Genomic DNA, 17,396 nt, shown 5'->3' with positions numbered 1-17,396 from the left:
CATAACGGAGGGAATCAATTACTTGCGAACAATTTTCTTTTCAGACTGATAATCTATCACTGTAATGGGGCTATGCCGGCTCATATACTCACTGAGCACCTCTGCATCGACAAAGCCACTATTAACATAATTAGGATGATTATCTAGTTTGGGATACCCATCGCCGCCTGCGGCAATATAACTATTTAAAGCCATCCGATAAGTTTTTGCTGGGTCAATTGATTGACCGTTAATGGTGGCTTTAATCAGTTTACCTTGCTTTATCAACAAATGAACACCAGAAAACTGTGCAAATGCACCCGAGTCTGCTGGCTTAGCAGCTAACACCTTGAGGTAGTCCAATAACTCTTTACCCGTTAAATCGACCTTAGCCACTAAATTACCAAATGGCTGTACTTTTAAAACATCTTTATAGGTAACAGAGCCTGGCTCAATACTGTCACGTATTCCTCCAGAATTCATGACTGCTAAATCTGCCTGCATTTTTTCTTGTTGTGCCTTAGCAACCAGCTCACCCAAATTAGTTGGCTGGAAACGGACCACATGACGATCGCCTTCTAGTTTACCATCCAGTTTAGCAACCTCTTTACCTAACTCCACCTGCCCTTTTTCCTGATATGGCGTTAAAAAGGCTTTCAACTCACTGTCTTCAGCAATTACTTGGCCGATTAGTACCCGCTCTTCTTTATTACCCTGCTTAACCTTTTTCTTTAAATTAACCGGAATAAGCTGGTAGTTGGTCAGTGTTAATTCTCCACCTTTAAACTCAAAGTCAGCCCGACCAACATACTTGCCCCATTCATAGGCCTGTAAAATCAATGTGCCATTTTGCTTATCTGGTTTAAATAAAGGGTCTTGAGAGTGACCACCCACAATAACATCCAACCCTTTCACTTGCCTCGCTAGGCTGACATCACCGGGTGCATTAATACCATGCTTGGCATTAGGGTAATGCCCCATATGGGTTACCGCAATAACCACTTGAGCTTGCTGCTTTAACTTAGGGACTAATTGGCTAGCTTCAGTAATTGGGTTACGAAAATTAACCTCACTAATATATTCCGGATTACCTAATTTAGCAGTATCTTCTGTTGTTAAACCTAAAACAGCAACTTTTAACCCATCTAAATTAAACGTGGTATGAGCAGGAAACAGCCGTTTACCCTGCTGATCATAAATATTGGCCGATAAAAATGGGAAGTCGACCCAAGTCTGCTGTTTATGCAATATCGCTAGTGGATTATCAAATTCGTGATTACCAAGTGCCATCGCATCATAGCCTAACCGTTCCATTCCTTTAAAATCTGGCTCAGCATCCTGCAAATCGGATTCTGGCACCCCTGTATTAATGTCCCCCCCAGACAATAACAACACATGGCCACCCTCGGCAGCAACCTCTCGACGAATTTGGTCAATTAAGGTTTTTCTTGCGGCCAGCCCATATTCACCATGGCGGTTTGGCCAAAAGCGTCCATGGTGATCATTGGTATGTAACAAAGTGATTTTGTATGTTTTTTCATCATCATACGACGCAGGCAACCATGCACAACTCGATACCACAGCCGCTGCAGCAGCTAATACCCCTAACCGATATAAACGTGACTTCATTATGTATTTCATATGCTTTACTTATTTTCTCAGTTTTTTAGGCAGCCGCTACTATACCAAAACCATTTGTCACGCTAAATACATAAAACACATGATCTAAACTAGAATGGTAAGTTAATAAACAAAGCGTTGGATGAAAGATATCTTGTAGGCTCACCCCTGATCGGCGCTCGATTATAAGTGTAATTTGCAATATCAATCACTTACCAATATTAGAATGAGGGTTAAAGAATGCGTATATGGTTATTTCTTGTTATAAGCCTAAGCTTTCCCCTATTCGGAGCCGAGCCCGTTAATTTTTGTGATGATGAAGCTGGATGGCCCCCTTACTACTACCACCCCCGAGTGGATGGCAAACCTGATCGAAGCAAAATTGTTGGATTTAATATTGACTTAATGAAAGAAGTCGAAAAAATCACCGGACTTAAATATACACTAGAATTAATGCCATGGAAACGTTGCTTAGACTCCGTAGCGAATTTTGATAAAGAGAAGAAATATGAAGCCTTCATGGACGGCACTTACAATAAAGAGCGTGCTGAGAAATATTACCTAACCACCTCTGTTTATGAAACTCACGAAGGCATTTGGTTTTCTCAAAAAAAATACCCTGATGGCATTCCAATTACCAAATTTACTGACTTAAATAACTTTAGTATCTGCACAATACTAGGATACAACTCAGACATTTGGTATGAAAAGTATCAAATAAATAAGACCAAAAAATTTGTTTGCTGCCCTAAAGACCCGTTAGGTGCTTTGAAAATGGTGTCCCTGGATCGATGTGATTTATTAATTAGTAGCCTGGAACCCATCTTTGGTAGCGTAGCTATTGGTCAATATACAATCCCAAAAGATATTAAAGGTATTCCACTAATAGGCGCTGAAACAATCAACTTTTACTGGTTTGTATCGAAAAAATCCCCCAGAGCTTATGAACTGACGACTAAGTACAGTCAAGCTATTACCATTTTGAAAAGTAATGGGGTAGCGGAAAAGATTCTTCGTAAGTACATTCCCAAGTAAAAAGGGTAATTGACCAATACGTGGCTATGATTTTCAGCAAGTACAGTAATAGCCCCATTGCGCGTAAGTTTCTGTTTATAACGATTGGCGTTAGCACTTCTATTGCACTCATTATTACTATTTCCCAACTTTTATATGATTACTACCATGATATCAAACGCATAGAAAATACCTTACAACAAATCAAGACAACTAATGTGCCAAGTCTTGCTGTATCGATATGGGAGGTCAATGATGAGCAAATTAGTATACAAACCCAATCTTTATTAAACATACCAGAAGTAGATCGTGTTGAAGTTATACAACTTAATAGAAAAAATATCTCCCAAGGACAAACTTCCGCTGAAGATAAAAACTATATTAAAATTTACACATTTAAGTTAACATTTAAAGACACTAATAAAAAAGAAACCACTCCTTTAGGCGAACTAAAAATACACTACAACTTTAAAACGGTCTACTCAAGGCTGCTAAAAAAACTAGCGTTAATCTTTTTTTCTAACTTCGCCAAAACTCTGATTGTTTCATTTACTATACTGTTTATTTTCTGGAAGTTGGTTACCAAACACATTGTAAGTATATCAGAGCAGTTAGGCCAATATGAGAAAACACTTGACAAAAAACTAACCATTTCACTCACCCACCAAGAGGATCTAGGTGAAATCAATGAGCTTATTATGACTATTAATAAGCTTTGTAGTTATGTTTCAACGTTAAAGGAACATTCCAAACCGCCTGAATCCACTGACGCCCATGTCAATGAATACCAATTACTTTTTGGTTTAGAACAAAACTTAGCGACAGGCCTAATAACCGCGATCAATGAGGAATTCATAAAAGCCTTAAAAGACTTAAACGAATTAACCACCATCGTTGACAAAATAAATAAAAACGGTATAAAAAATGAAAATACCAGCAACTATATTCAACAGCTTATTGAAAGCATAGAAGCTTATAAGCACAAATACAGCCAATTTTCCAAGTTATCAAAACAAATTAAACTCGCCTATCAACACAGCACTATTGATAAGCAACTCTACTACAAAAACGATTTGATTGAATTATGCAACAACACATCGTTATTCATTAATAAAAATGATTTAATCATCGATGACCAAGTTGTATTCAGCACAAACTTTGCACCACTAAAAATATCACTGCAGATTATTTTTTCCCTTATTAAAGACATCGATGATCCAAAGTTAATACAAACCCGAATTTCAAAACAAAGTATGAATATGAATATAATGATATCCTATTTGCTATTACATCAGCCCGACGATAGTGATCAAGCATTATTGAACAAACTAGACTTTGCAATAAACACTATCGATACTTATATTAAAAACCAATTACAAGGTTATTTTTATCGTGATTTGACGGGTGAAACAACTGTAAATTGGGTAATGGTTTTTCCCTCACAGGTATAACCTGTTGATGTCATTTAGCTCAAAAGCTTTCAACAACATTGATCTGAATAACCCCTAATTTTTTCAAAACGCCAGTGGCATTATCCAGTGAATGGTATAGTTTCTCGTGACCATGTTGATCAGTTAAAGGGAACTGATGACCACTTAAGTCTTCCACCACTACTGCCCAGCCATTCCCTGTTTCACTGATTTTGAGTAATCCTTCCCTTACCTGGTGACAGTCCACCATGGATTGTAACTTGGCATATTCCATACTCACACCTATAACGATGGCTACTTCCTAAAGTATAGCTAATATAAAAGCTATGCCCTTCTCGAATGATTTTTAGGGTTTGTTGTCGTCGCTTGACCATCATGGATGATGGGAATGCAGTTCATACAGGAGTACTTTACTGCCTTCGCCCCCATTATTTATAAATACATAAACTCATGGGGCCTCATCGCTCGACGGCCGCCCCTAAAAACCATTCACTTTGGGTATATATTTAGCCTCATTAAATATCCGTTAAACAAGGTAAGCTTATGGATGACCCTGTTTCAGTTTTACGTATGGCAGAACGCCTCTTGGTTGTCTTAATTGGGGGGTTCACCATCTATTTGGGTTATCGATTATTTTTTCATTTACCATTAGAAAATAATCAATCAGGCAAACTGACATTGCCTGGCGTTAAAATTGTACTTTCACGGGTTGGACCAGGTACCTTCTTTGTGGCATTTGGTAGCTTAGTGCTCTATTACTCACTGACTCATGACGTGGAGATTTCTCGTGTAAATACCCAAACAGGTCATTATCAATCAACATCAACAGAAGCCTTTATTGGTATGGCACCAGTCCCTAAACAGCATGCAGTAAAACATTTACAAAATACACTGGAAACAAGAACAAGGATATTAACAACCATCGAAATGCTAAACTGCGCAAATCATTTACTGAAACAACAACCTTCAAACAATAATACTCAGCAGCAAATTGCCTTAGCGATACGCAATGCCAAACAAGTGCTACTTCTTTCTGTATGGGATATTGAACAGTGGGGACCCGTTAAACAGTTGAGCACAATTACTTTCTCTGAGTACCCTCCGCCAGTCAAAGCATTATTTGATGCACTTTATCCAAACTGTTCCCCATGAGCTTATTTATTCATATTGTTTGGCTTTTATTATCCTTAGTTACATTTTCAACAGCAGCCCGTGACTATAGCCAAATGTACTCTCAGGAAACACTCCAACAGGCCCATCAGGTTTATACACCAAATGTGCATGGCATGTTATTTAGTGATATCGCAGGCTTTTTAACTAATAATGAACTAACCAGCTTACGTCGTGTCAATCTCCTACAACCCTGGTATAGAGCGAATGATCCGTTTGAGTTTGCATCAAATCCAGTCACTGGAGATCTACTCGCACCCACTTTATCAGTTAAGTTTCTTGATGACCTAGCTATTGCTGTTGTATGGTTTGAGCGTTTTCATTGCGATAAAAAAATTGTGTTTGACTATATCGCAGCACTTGATTTCAGTCATTTAAAACTACCAACTCCATTGCAAGCACTGGGGATACCAACTAATGCCTATAAACTTGACCATTTTGTTGATGACGTTTCGCAAAAAATACTTAAATCAGCACTAACATTTATTATTTTACACGAGCTGGGCCATATTCATTACCGGCATCGGCCCTATCATACGATAAATAGCGAGCAAGCCATCGCTCAAGAAATTCAGGCTGATCACTTTGCAATCAATATTTTGAGGAGAATGCGCCTGCCTCCAACAGGTATGGTCGTTTGGTTTATGGCAACCAGCATGAGAGACCCGCTAAAAGAGGGCTCACCCCAGCAAACACATCCATTAACTGGGCAGCGACTTCAAGCTATAGTAGATGCCCTAAGACTTAATCCAAATGATTTTATTGAACCTGCAAATAAAGCTACCATGACGGCCAGAGATATACGGCAGCTTGCTAATGAAATTGAGACAATTGCCAACGGACTTGCTAACCCTAAACTTCGTTCACTATTACAAAAAAGAGGTAGTGAGATTACTTTATTACCGTTAGCAAACAACTGTAAAAAGCCTACAAAAAAATAACTTTAGGGCACCTCTAATTTATTCATGGGCTAATAGCCAGATTTTCATTAGTTTTGCCAGTTGTTCTTTTTCTTCTTCACTAAAACAAGCCAACATTTGTTGTTCATTTTCAACATGGGCTACCACAGCAGTATCAACTAGCTGCAAACCTGCTTCAGTTAACTCAATCAACAAACTTCTGCGGTCTGTTGCTGAAGGCTGACGCTGAATAAACCCTCGTTGCTCAAGTTTATCCAACCTTGCTGTCATGGCCCCAGAAGTTAGCATGGTAGTATTATAAAGCGTTGTCGGTGTAAGTGGTTGGCCGCCTCTTTTTAAAGCAGCCAATACATCAAACTCAGCTAAAGTTAAACCATACGACTTAAGCACGGCTTTTATTTTTGGTTCAACAATGCTGTTCATTCGGCTTAGCCGACCAAAAATAGCCATTGGGTTTGCATCCAAGTCAGGCCGCTGTTGTTGCCACTGTTCCAACACCAGATCCACATGGTCTTTTTTCATACATTCCACCATAGATGAAAAATCTGAGCTAGTCTGCCAGCGCTTAACTATTTTTGAAAGTACAGGAAGTAGCTTGACACTATCTTTATACTAATTTACTTTACATAAAGATAAATGATTTACAAGGAAATGCAGTACGATGAAGTACCTAATTGCTGCCCTTACGCCTATTTTCTGGGGAAGCACCTATGCCATTGTTAACTTATGGCTAACTGACTTATCTCCATTATGGGTTGCTACTTGGCGTGCATTACCTGCGGGCATCATTCTAATTTTATTGACACCTAAATCTTTACGGACCCTTCCCGTCAGTGCAGGCAAATTAACTGGCCTAAGCCTGCTTAATATTACTGCATTCTTTGCACTACTCTTTATCGCGGCTTATCGACTACCAGGATCAGTTGCTGGTACCTTAACTTCAACGCTACCACTACAACTGTTGTTACTTAACTGGCTTTTTAACAAAATCAGGCCCGCTTGGTCTTGGTTATCGCTTTCAACACTTGGAGTTGCAGGGATTGTATTACTATTAAATCCTTCTGCTAACCTAGACCCTATTGGTGTGATGGCTGCCTTAGGCGCGACACTATTAATAGCTACATCAGCCACTTGGGTACAGCGCTGGCAAGTTGAGAATATTATTGGTTTGACCGCTTGGCAGTTACTGATTGGAGGCCTATTACTAGTGCCACTGGCTTGGATAGTTGAAGGCCCTGTACAAATCCCAGCTATAGATCAAGTACCCGCCCTTTTATGGCTAAGTCTAGTCAACACCCTGTTAGCTTACTTGATTTGGTTTTGGTCTTTAAAACATTTGGGTAGCCATATCATTGGCTTATTGGCTTTACTTAACCCAATCACTGCTGTTGGGTTAGGCCTGTTACTGGTAGGCGAGTCGTTGTCTTTTATACAATGGTTGGGTGTGGCACTTGTGTTAAGTGCATTGATTTTAATGAAGGTAATTAATCGCAAAAGCCTGGTTAAAGCAAAATCTTTAAAAGGCACCGCTTCGACCAAAGTGAGCTTCCGAGAGCGTAGCTCAACTTAACTTTTTAAATCTGATTAACTGACTACCTCACTTATTAAGAGGTAAGCCTATGTCAGTTTCCCCCACATTAGAAAGCGTTGCAGCGGCGTTTAAAACTTGGCGAAATAACCCTCAACTGGGTCGCAAGCAAGTTCCACTGACCCTTCGCCAACAAGCCATTGCATTGCTGGCGAATTACCCCATATCCCAGGTGATTAATACCTTGGGGTTAAGTCACTCAGCATTAAAGCGCTGGCAACAGTCAACACCCGAAGTCGATGAGGCTCCTGAGGCTAATCAGTTTATACCTTTACCCGAGTCACCAGAAACACCCTCCTTGTTGTGTGTGACCGTGTGTATTGGCGACGATACTCAACTGGTGGTTGAAGGTGAATTAACCAGCCATCAGCTCAGTGCTGTCGTGCGAGAATTACAGGCGGTGCGAAGGAGGTAAGCATGATTGCATTAACAGCCACCTCACGTATTTTATTGTCTACCCAACCGGCGGATTTTCGCAAAGGCATTGATGGGTTTGTTGCCTTATGCCAGCAGGTTTTAAATCAAGATCCTCGTTCAGGCGTGGTATTTGTTTTCATTAATCGGAGTAAGACCATGGTTCGAGCGCTCCACTATGATGGCACCGGTTTTTGGCTAATGACAAAACGGTTATCAAAAGGGCGTTTTTTAGGCTGGCCTTCAGGAACAGCCCCTATCAACCCGTTGGCGGCTAAACAACTCAGTCTTTTATTACGAGGGCAAGCGTTAACACGAATAGTGCCTTTGAGCTAAATAGTGCAGCATGATTTTCATTATACGACTTGCGTGTTATGTATAAAGGCGTATGCTACTGGGTGAATAATAAAAAGGGATTGCAGTGACTCAAACCACTACAATTAATCGCACAGAACTTCAAGCACTGAAGCAGCGGATTAGTGAAGCCCAAGCTTATGGTTTATCGCTGAGCCAAGAGGATAATCAGTATATTTTAGATGCGCTGATGACCCTTGAGCATTTACAGCAACAACTGCATACCCACTCAATTACCCTCCATAAGCTGCGTAAATCACTGGGTATTGAAATGAGCTCTGAAAAGCTACGTGATTTATGTGGGGAAAATACCACAGCAGGTGAGAGCAAGGACAAGCTGGCTAAGCCACCCCGTCAGCGTCCCCCTAAACCGAAAAGCACCACACCACCGGTGACCATCAATCATGCGCTAACTCAATACCAAAGTGGTGAGGTGTGCCCTGCCTGTGAAATAGGAAAACTGTATTCTACTAAACCCGCCCGTTTGTTGCGTATTACCGGTCAGAGCCCCTATGCCCGAGAACTACACTTAGCAGAACAACGCCGCTGTAATGCGTGCGGAGCCTATTTCACTGCCCCTTTACCTGAAGCGGTCACCGTGGATGGTGAACCACAGCAGCAATATGGTTACTCAGCGCGCTCATTAATGGTGTTAAGCAAATATTTTGCAGGCTCACCTTTTTATCGGCAAGAATGTTTACAAGGGTTGTTAGGAGTCGCCATCAGTAGCTCTACCTTTTATGATCAAAGCAGCTATGTGGCAAATGATGTGACGCCACTGTTTGATCGGCTAAAAGAGTTAGCGGCTAATGCCGTCGATTATTTATTAGATGATACGGGGCACCGCATATTAAAACAGGGCCCGGTGATGAAAAAGCGGCTTAAACAGAAAAAAGCCAAACGACGAACAGGCATTTATGCCTCAGGTGTGATTGCGAATTTAAGCAATCAGCACCAAATCGTGTTGTTCCAAACCAATGTGGGTCATGCCGGTGAGCTCATTGACGAACTGCTGGAAAAGCGTTCACCTGATCAACCCCCGCCCATTTTAATGAGCGATGCCTTAGCCAATAATAACCCGCAAAGCGGTTGCGAAACCATTCGCTCGCTCTGTAATACCCATGGGCGCCGCCAATTTGCGGATGTGTTTAATCATTTCCCCACACAGGTGGAGTATGTGCTTAAGCAATACCAAACGATCTGGCTTAATGAGGCAACAGTTGTCCAGGAACAGTTGTCACCTGAACAACGGCTAGCCTATCACCAGACTCACTCTTTGCCTGTGATGGCTGCGCTACGAGAATGGGGTAATCAATTAATCCAAAGTGGCAAAATTGAAGACAATAGTGGGCTAGGAAAAGCTATCTGTTACTTTGATCGACACTATGAGGGACTTACCCGGTTTTGTACCCATGTAGGCGCGCGACTGGATAATAACTTAATGGAAGCGATGTTAAAACTCATCGTTCGAGGTCGAAAAAATAGTTTATTTTATAAAACACAAACCGGTGCCAATGTAGCGGATGTATTGACTTCAGTGATTGCTACCGCTGCCAGTGCAGGAATTAACGTGTTTGATTATTTAAATGCCATTCAACGTAATAAAGCGGCTGTTAAAGCCAATCCTGATCAATGGTTGCCATGGGATTTTAAGGCAGAAAAATAAATTAATTTACACTAAGTCAGCCATTTTAATTGTTTACACTATCCGCTCGGAAGCTCACCGACCAAACACAAAGCAGTTTAAAGGGCTCCTTGAATAATGCAGCAAATACATCTGCTGCATTATTGAATTGTTTAGCCTTACTAAAACAGGCTAACTAAACTGCATATTCTCAACTTCTCTTCGTTTAGCCGCTAAATTGACAAGGTACTGAATATTATCTTCACCAAAAATAATACCAGCATGTACGTCTTGCCCAGCTTCTAAGGCAGCTGCTTGACTAAAATCTTGAGCATCATACATTTTTAATGTGAGTTTCGGATTATTTTCTTCAAAGTCAGGTATGACTACCTGCAATTTTTCACCATTCGCATAAGGGGCAGTGCCCTCTATCACAAAGTCATTGCCACTAAAATAATATTCCGCCCCGATGCTGATATTAAACGGCAACCAGAGGGTAATATCATCATTTTCATTGACGTCCAGTGTTTTTACCCCCTTGGCAGCTGCTGTGAAGCGCACCTGATCCTGTCCACCCTGTGGTTTAATACGATCATTGCCTACCGAAGCAATAATGATATTATTGTCCTCACTCCCCAAAATCACATCGGTTGCTTCCGTGTCGTTAACTGTTAACTGTTCAGCCGTTGCTTGTATCGGCTGATGCCGCTCATTACCAACATGTTCGTGTAAGTGATCCTGGTCAATAATAAAGTGGAAATAGGTTAATAATTGCGCTTTTTCTTTATCATCAGGATAATAGAGCTCTCCTTTACTAATATCCGTCATTACCCCTTTATCTTTGATGATACGCTGAAATTCAGCAACAGACACCCCCTGTGTCTGATGGTTAGTTAAGCGATTGCCCGGCCCAGACCCACTATCAACAATTAAATGCTGGCCCCTAGCCCCATCATAACGAAACCACATGCCTTTTAATGGTTCTTTATCATCAGCGTCCTGATAAATACGCCAAGTAGTAGGGTCCACTATAAAAGATTGGTTCTTATCAGCGGTATCACCAAACAACCAACGCCCATCTTCCAACACCTTAGCTTCATAAGGCGCAATGCGGGTATTTTCCTGATTGGGGTCTAAGCGTTGCTGGCTATTTTCCAGGGTGTTAAATACTACACTATGATTATTGATATCATAGTGTGCATTCGTATATCGATTCCCCTGTAAATCATAAACATCCCCCGTTAAGGGGCTAGCAATCATGCCATTAGCAAAACGCCATAAGGGACCATCCAGCTGCGCTAACCCTACCGCTGCCTTATCTATTTCAGAAACACCTGCAGGCTTTGTTAAGCCTTGCTGTGATTTTGCCTCAAACCCATAGACAGATAACTGCCCCTGAGCATTGGTATGAAAGCTGGCTACCCCATCGTCAAACTGGGCAACAAAAGAGGTATAGCCCGGTATCTGTCCAACAGCTAATAAAGCGTATTTATCTTTGCTCATCCATAAGGTATTACCAGACTGTTGAATATCGGCAAAGTTAATTCCTTTAAATCGTAACTGACTGCCATCATTAATCGTATCTAAAGCCACTCCCACACCTTTATCAACATCCATCAGATTCAGTTGACTACCAGCTGCGCGAATATGAAAAGTTCCATTTCCTTTTAATGACAGCTGGCTCTGAGCAGTCGATAAATTAACCTGTTGAGTTTCCCTATTCACATAGTGAATCGTTTGTGGCAATAGTTGGGTTAACGATTGAGCTTGTTGTGTGAGCGATGCTAATTGGCTTGGGCCAAGGGTAATAGCAGAACCAGTCTGTCCCTGTACATTTAACACAACAGAAGAGCGATCTTCAATACGCATAAATCGACTATGGTTTTGCTTATCCCGAATACGCATCCCTTTGCCATCATTCGTAGCAAACACTTCCAGATTATCTAACGCCACCCAATCAGTTAAATCAATAGTATTGGCTTTACCTGAGGATAGATTGCCATTGTTAATTCTCAGTGATTGTACATCTTCCGTAATATAAAAGGCGTTATTGTCTCCTTCTGATTTAACGACGCCTTTTTTGCTGGCAATATGGAAAATATTATTTTCCCCTTGACCGGTTCTTAGCTTCAGGTTATCAGCATTGCCTAAAATAAATGTTTTATCAGCAATGGTGGGTTGGCCTGCCACAGTTCTTAAATCTGCATCAATTTCGGCAGTTTTCGAATTACCCTGAATTAATAGGGTTTCTGTTTCTGCTGCAATAAGACTTGAGCCAGTAGCCGTTTCAGTAATTTTTACAAAGGGTTCTTGTCGCTGATCATATCCAATAGCTATTCCACCCAATCCAGAGTTATCAAAGTCCCTTTGAAGCCTGACGCGTATTGCATTAGGACTTTCCTCAATTTGCTCATCAGCCACTGCGGAAATACTAAAGCCAACTGTATCTCTCCCCTTATTACCTACAAAAGAAACTTGGTTATTTGGACCTCCTTCTTTTGCATCAGGCTTTATTGCTGGTGCAACATAGCGAACCACGTCCGAGTCATCACCACCAATATAGAATTGATCAACCGCTTCATCTGTATAAAACGTATTTTGCTTATTCCGAAAGCCTTCTACCATTGGCACATCATTATTAGGTTTTTTATAAGTAGATAAAAAAGTACGAGAGCCAGTATTAATCGTTTCTTCTAATCCTAACGCACCTAAATTGCCTGTTTTAGAATATTGGCCAACATCCCAATCAAAGCCACTTGGGTTTGGATCAAAGGCTTCGTTCACATTAAAAAACGTGACCTTTTTTCTATCACCAAAGCCTCGTTTTTCTGTTAGTACATAAGCTGGATTAGTCCTTACCTGGTGTACTTCATCACCATGTTCATCTTTTTCTTTAATCCTTAGGGTATGAGGGTATTTACCAAATAAAAATAATTCACTGGTCGGGAATAGCCCAGAAGTATCGGTGACTGAATCGCCTATAGTTCTAAAAACCTGTTGTGATATCTGGTCCTGTTCTGCTATCAATTGTTTACGCGCATTAATCGCTTTTTGTCGCCGAGCGTCTTGTAACTCCTGATGCCATGACGTTTTATCATCCAGACCAAAGAATGCTGCCGCCCCATAGCCTAACTTCTCATACCAGGCTAACGGGCGCACCTCCTTTTCAAAGGTATCAACCGTTTTCGCCGCTTGAATACCTTGACTGATAGCAGATGCCACTAACGCACCTACAGCCAAGAAAGGTCCTGCAGGTGTTGCAGCAAAGGCAACAGCCGCTAGCCCTAAAGCACCACTGGCAATGTCAAATGTTGATGAGGCAATTCCATAACCGTCACCATTTCTAATCGCAGCATCTAAACCAAACGCGCCATTAACAATATCAAAACCACTGGTAATCACTCCTAAAGGGCCTGCAGCTTTGCCGAGTTTACCTAACTTGCCAAGCTGGGATAAACCATCTGAACCACCAAATACTTTTGCCAATGCCTTAGTGGCAGAACCCGCTTTTGGTAATTTTAAATTAAATTTCTTGGCTAAATCACCCACACTGGCAACACCCGATAATACTTCTTCGGCTGCACCTAATAACGTTGATGATGCTTGTAAACGCTCTAATGGTGAATTACCAATCCCATATTCACCGAGAATTCTTAAACCATTGGCAGTACCAAATGCTGAGTAAGCGGATAGTGCTCTAGACCCTTGACCACTATCAATGATTTTTTTCCGTGTTTGATATCGTTTCTGTACAATATCAGCCAAGTTGAGTGTTAATTTGTCTGCTTCCGACAAATTTGAAACCGCATTTGCATCCACTGACCGAGTCACTGACTCTGCTTGATTGCTATTACTAGAGCCTACTAGATTGTTTCTATCGTATGTTATTTCATAGCTACCACCTGCATTAATATTGATTTCAGTAACATGTGGGCCAGCAAAAGGATCTACAGCAGTTGTAGTATCTGTATCAGGTTGGTTGTTAAGTTTGCTGATAATCGTTGATTTTTGATTGTCAGCCCAAGCACTTAGCTGACCAAGAAACTGATCATAATCATTGGTTGTTGCCAACAATGCTTTGGTTTTATCAACAAATGTTGTTTCAGATTGCGTTAATGGAGCCGTGGTTGCTGTAGTGAGCCTTGCGTTTTGCACTAAATGCCGATTACGAGCAAAATTAGTTGAGTCATGCAATAAGGCCAATGTTGCTTGGTCAAAGTCCCAACTTAGTCGATGCGAAGCATCACCTAACAACGCATCTGTAAAGTCAGTGGTACTGGTAATTGGTTTGCCATCTACTTTTAAGCCAAGTGTATAAGCCTCTGATTTTTTTAGGCTAACCCAGCCGTTTTTCTCACTCCACACACTAATGGTGGCATCGTTGGCCTTGATCCGCTCATATTCGGTAACAACCTTGGTTACACTACGATCAGCTGGATTATAAGTACCTTGACCCACCACACTGGGTCGATTTGTCTGGCTGTCTTGTGTCATATAATCAGGCGCTGGTTCGTAAGGTGGTTGTGCAGCTATTTTAAATTGCTGGGCAAACTCTTTTTTCGCCACAAATACTTTAAATCCACTGCCATTACCTTCTGCTGTCACCAGCTTTTTCAAATAATCATCAATTGCTCCATCTTGTTGATGATGTTTATTATGAAATGCTTTAATTTGCTGGCCCTGGGCATTATACACTTTCACCTGATCATGTTGGCTACGCGTTAACGTATAAACCGGCAACCAATGCTCGCCCACCTGTTGCATAATGACTGCTCCACCCGCACCAGGTTGCTTCATTTGACTAGCCGCTTCTGATGCCGCCTGAGAGGCTGACGCTTTCCCTTTAAAACGGCTATGATCAATGGTTTCAAATAAACCATTGGTACCAAAGTTAGCCTCTTTACCTAGGTTTTCTTGATAAGCATCAAAGTGAGCGATATCAGCGAGTTCCTGTGGTGAAGCCTGACCGGAGGCTTCCAGTTGACGAATCTTGGCTATTTCCTGGCTATTCTTCACAAAATCCTTTTGCCTGGCATGAGCGCTTTGACCTAAATCATTATAAATTAACTGTAGTGCACGCCCTCTATTTTGAAATAACGATGAAATGCCACGGGTTTTATCAGTAATATCGGAAACACCTAATTTATGGTTGACTGTTTCGGTGTAAATGGAGTTTGTGAACTTCATTTCATTAGTGCTATTCACACTAATAAATACCGCTCCTACTCCTCTTTTTTGTTTAATGTTTCTATCTTCTAGCAAATTATAACCAGACAACTCAAAACTATCTTTATTATCTAAAACAGCCTGAATTTTATTTTTATCTGCTTCTGACAAAGACTCAAAAGTCTGACCAGCAAGGATATTATTGATTTCTTGATATTTATTATCCCGTAGCCGAAACTCAACATTTAGCGATGTTGTGCCACCTTCTGTTTTATGTTTTAACGCATTCTGTAGTCGCCACTTAGCATCTGGGTCATTTTGGAAGAATCGCTCTAAGGAGGGATACTTTTTAATGGTGTTATTAAGACTATCCGCTGTCAATGGTATACCTGTAATGTTGACAAATCGATTGGTCTTAGCAATATCATCTGCAGGCAAAACATCCGTTGGTTTGGGCGACTCGGTTGGTTTAGTTTCACCTTTTAGATCAGGAAGTTTTTTTTCACCAAACGTATAGCTAAGAAACGAACCACCGACTGTTGATGAAATAACACCATCGGGGCTGATGGAAGGATAAGTCACTTTTGTTGGCCTACCCCATAAAAAGCCTGATATTTTAAATTCTGTATCAGAAAAATAACTAGACAGTTTGTCGTTCTGATAAGTTAAACTAAAGTCAGGCTTATCGGCATCAAAGGCTGAGTCTGCTTTCCATCGCAATACGACATCTTTGGTCACATGCAAAGAGATACCAGGGACGAGCCCAGCGGATTTGCCCAAGCCTACCGCACCTGAATCCCCCGTATTAAATGGAGAATCAACCCCACCACCAAACTTACCTGCCAAGTCACCTTCAAGCGTCAATGGTTTTATCTCAAGCTCTTTACTGACTTGAATAGTATTTTTACCATTTGGTTTGCGCTGGGCATTCTCCACTACCCAGCTCAAGTCTAGTTTTCCTGAGCCATCTACATTCGCCAATTTATTAATAAATGTTGTTAAGTTTTCGTCACTAAAATAAGCTGAAGCTCGTTGATCCCGTTTTGTTTTAGCCAGTGTAGCATCCACTTCCACATGAGCACCTAACATGTATTTTTCACCTGGCTTTGATGCATAACCTCCTACCTCTAAAGTAAGCCCTTTAAAGGTTGACGTGCCTCCCATCGTTACTTTAACGCCTGCAGCATCACGACTAAACTGAATACTGTTATCCCCTTCTACACCCGTTTTGACCATTACACCAATATCACCAATGCCTGAAGGGTGAGCCCAGACACCCGTGCTTGGCCATTTTAAGTCGATACCACCTCCTGCACCTAGCGAAAAACTGGCCCCTTCTGGCATCGACTGAATAAACTTATTAAATTCACTGGCAATGGTTTGGTTAGATGCATTGGATGGCAGCCCAAGTAAACGCTTTAACTGTTGTTTAGCACCATCACGATGAAACAACTCAGCACTATCGGCTACATTACGTTCAATGTTTTGCTGAACCGTAGGATCACCACGAAATAAATTCCGAAAGGCAGATTTAATGTTTTTTGCACTTTTAAACCAGCTAACAACGGTGGGTACAACCCCTGCTTGGTTATTAGTATGTGAGCCTTTCTGGTCCTGATCAAAAACCCCAATAGCAATATCCACTTTGCCCAGTTTACCCGTGGTATACATTCGTTCCCAGACACTTTCCCAAGCGGTTTTATCTTTTGTGCGGGTAGTTTGTTGTTCATTAGCGCCTTGCTGCCCATCAACTGCTTGTTGTACACCATCAGAAGAATGGTTTAACAGGGCATCTAAAATTTTTCTTGCGGCAGGGCTCCAACGATTTATTTGATTGATTTTACTTCTGTCATTCGCATCAGGGCGTTCCTCATCTTGGTTTGCTTCAGCAACGGTTGCCTCAGATGCTTGTAAAGAAGACTTGGATTTAGTTAACAGCTTGGTGAGCTGTTTCATGGGTAATTTGGGTGTATTAATCCCTTTATGACTATTAACTGAATCGTCACGCTGATCCAAATCAGACTGGGTAATAGGCTGGTTTTTATCTGAGTTCACAGAAGTTGTTATTATCATAGATTGCTCCTATTAATTTAGAACTCAATCACTTGGTACCCAAC

The 17,396-nt window shown here is 41.1% G+C and carries 12 protein-coding genes; 8 read left to right on the top strand and 4 right to left on the bottom strand.

The annotated features are described in order from the left end of the window. Nucleotides 1-18 precede the first annotated feature (18 nt). Entirely contained in the window at nucleotides 19-1,620 is a 1,602-nt protein-coding gene (ushA, locus tag OQE68_RS23195; protein ID WP_266195802.1) for a bifunctional UDP-sugar hydrolase/5'-nucleotidase UshA, read from the bottom strand. Nucleotides 1,621-1,839: 219 nt separating this feature from the next. Between ushA and OQE68_RS23190 the strand changes: the two genes are divergently transcribed. Continuing rightward, on the top strand, nucleotides 1,840-2,634 hold the full coding sequence (locus tag OQE68_RS23190; protein ID WP_163834275.1) for a substrate-binding periplasmic protein: 795 nt from the start codon (nucleotides 1,840-1,842) through the stop codon (nucleotides 2,632-2,634). A gap of 26 nt (nucleotides 2,635-2,660) precedes the next feature. Then, nucleotides 2,661-4,064 carry a hypothetical protein gene (locus OQE68_RS23185; protein WP_255490963.1) on the top strand — a complete coding sequence of 468 codons (1,404 nt, stop codon included), beginning with the start codon at nucleotides 2,661-2,663 and terminating at the stop codon, nucleotides 4,062-4,064. Between the two features lie 19 nt (nucleotides 4,065-4,083). On the opposite strand, the gene OQE68_RS23180 is transcribed toward OQE68_RS23185, so the two are convergent. After that, nucleotides 4,084-4,317, bottom strand: coding sequence for a hypothetical protein (locus tag OQE68_RS23180; protein WP_180569741.1), 234 nt, complete (start codon nucleotides 4,315-4,317; stop codon nucleotides 4,084-4,086). A gap of 269 nt (nucleotides 4,318-4,586) precedes the next feature. Here OQE68_RS23180 and OQE68_RS23175 point away from each other — a divergent pair, with 269 nt between their 5' ends. Continuing rightward, a complete protein-coding gene (locus OQE68_RS23175) occupies nucleotides 4,587-5,195 on the top strand; it encodes a hypothetical protein (RefSeq protein ID WP_180569740.1) in 609 nt (202 codons plus the stop codon). Beyond that, nucleotides 5,192-6,154, top strand: a complete 963-nt coding sequence (locus OQE68_RS23170; RefSeq protein ID WP_180569739.1) for a phage exclusion protein Lit family protein — start codon at nucleotides 5,192-5,194, stop codon at nucleotides 6,152-6,154. Before OQE68_RS23175 ends, OQE68_RS23170 begins: the two co-directional genes overlap by 4 nt. Nucleotides 6,155-6,172: 18 nt before the next feature. On the opposite strand, the gene OQE68_RS23165 is transcribed toward OQE68_RS23170, so the two are convergent. Continuing rightward, nucleotides 6,173-6,655 carry a MarR family winged helix-turn-helix transcriptional regulator gene (locus OQE68_RS23165; RefSeq protein WP_180569738.1) on the bottom strand — a complete coding sequence of 161 codons (483 nt, stop codon included), beginning with the start codon at nucleotides 6,653-6,655 and terminating at the stop codon, nucleotides 6,173-6,175. Nucleotides 6,656-6,794: 139 nt separating this feature from the next. On the opposite strand from OQE68_RS23165, the gene OQE68_RS23160 reads away from it, so the two are divergent. The 4 genes from OQE68_RS23160 to tnpC all read left to right on the top strand — a co-directional run bounded on the left by OQE68_RS23160 (nucleotide 6,795) and on the right by tnpC (nucleotide 10,155). Next, a complete protein-coding gene (locus OQE68_RS23160) occupies nucleotides 6,795-7,703 on the top strand; it encodes a DMT family transporter (RefSeq protein WP_180569737.1) in 909 nt (302 codons plus the stop codon). Nucleotides 7,704-7,752: 49 nt separating this feature from the next. Beyond that, complete coding sequence (locus OQE68_RS23155) at nucleotides 7,753-8,136, top strand: hypothetical protein (protein ID WP_180571848.1); 384 nt, start codon at nucleotides 7,753-7,755, stop codon at nucleotides 8,134-8,136. A gap of 2 nt (nucleotides 8,137-8,138) precedes the next feature. Then, nucleotides 8,139-8,471, top strand: a complete 333-nt coding sequence (tnpB, locus tag OQE68_RS23150) for an IS66 family insertion sequence element accessory protein TnpB (RefSeq protein ID WP_180571849.1) — start codon at nucleotides 8,139-8,141, stop codon at nucleotides 8,469-8,471. Nucleotides 8,472-8,556: 85 nt separating this feature from the next. Beyond that, nucleotides 8,557-10,155, top strand: a complete 1,599-nt coding sequence (gene tnpC, locus OQE68_RS23145) for an IS66 family transposase (protein ID WP_266195801.1) — start codon at nucleotides 8,557-8,559, stop codon at nucleotides 10,153-10,155. 150 nt (nucleotides 10,156-10,305) lie between these two features. Here tnpC and OQE68_RS23140 read toward each other — a convergent pair whose 3' ends face one another. After that, nucleotides 10,306-17,352, bottom strand: coding sequence for a hypothetical protein (locus OQE68_RS23140; RefSeq protein ID WP_180570764.1), 7,047 nt, complete (start codon nucleotides 17,350-17,352; stop codon nucleotides 10,306-10,308). Between the last annotated feature and the right edge of the window lie 44 nt (nucleotides 17,353-17,396).

The sequence above is a fragment of the Spartinivicinus marinus genome, assembly GCF_026309355.1.
Lineage (GTDB): Bacteria > Pseudomonadota > Gammaproteobacteria > Pseudomonadales > Zooshikellaceae > Spartinivicinus > Spartinivicinus marinus.
This window is presented reverse-complemented; position numbering and strand designations above follow the sequence as displayed.

What these genes read in the sequence shown, in the direction of transcription:
- OQE68_RS23165 (WP_180569738.1), bottom strand. Translation starts at nt 6,655, where the DNA reads ATGAAAAAAGACCATGTGGATCTGGTGTTGGAACAGTGGCAACAACAG.
- OQE68_RS23180 (WP_180569741.1), bottom strand. Translation starts at nt 4,317, where the DNA reads ATGGAATATGCCAAGTTACAATCCATGGTGGACTGTCACCAGGTAAGG.
- OQE68_RS23160 (WP_180569737.1), top strand. Translation starts at nt 6,795, where the DNA reads ATGAAGTACCTAATTGCTGCCCTTACGCCTATTTTCTGGGGAAGCACC.
- tnpB (WP_180571849.1), top strand. Translation starts at nt 8,139, where the DNA reads ATGATTGCATTAACAGCCACCTCACGTATTTTATTGTCTACCCAACCG.
- OQE68_RS23170 (WP_180569739.1), top strand. Translation starts at nt 5,192, where the DNA reads ATGAGCTTATTTATTCATATTGTTTGGCTTTTATTATCCTTAGTTACA.
- ushA (WP_266195802.1), bottom strand. Translation starts at nt 1,620, where the DNA reads ATGAAATACATAATGAAGTCACGTTTATATCGGTTAGGGGTATTAGCT.
- OQE68_RS23140 (WP_180570764.1), bottom strand. Translation starts at nt 17,352, where the DNA reads ATGATAATAACAACTTCTGTGAACTCAGATAAAAACCAGCCTATTACC.
- OQE68_RS23175 (WP_180569740.1), top strand. Translation starts at nt 4,587, where the DNA reads ATGGATGACCCTGTTTCAGTTTTACGTATGGCAGAACGCCTCTTGGTT.
- OQE68_RS23190 (WP_163834275.1), top strand. Translation starts at nt 1,840, where the DNA reads ATGCGTATATGGTTATTTCTTGTTATAAGCCTAAGCTTTCCCCTATTC.
- OQE68_RS23155 (WP_180571848.1), top strand. Translation starts at nt 7,753, where the DNA reads ATGTCAGTTTCCCCCACATTAGAAAGCGTTGCAGCGGCGTTTAAAACT.
- OQE68_RS23185 (WP_255490963.1), top strand. Translation starts at nt 2,661, where the DNA reads ATGATTTTCAGCAAGTACAGTAATAGCCCCATTGCGCGTAAGTTTCTG.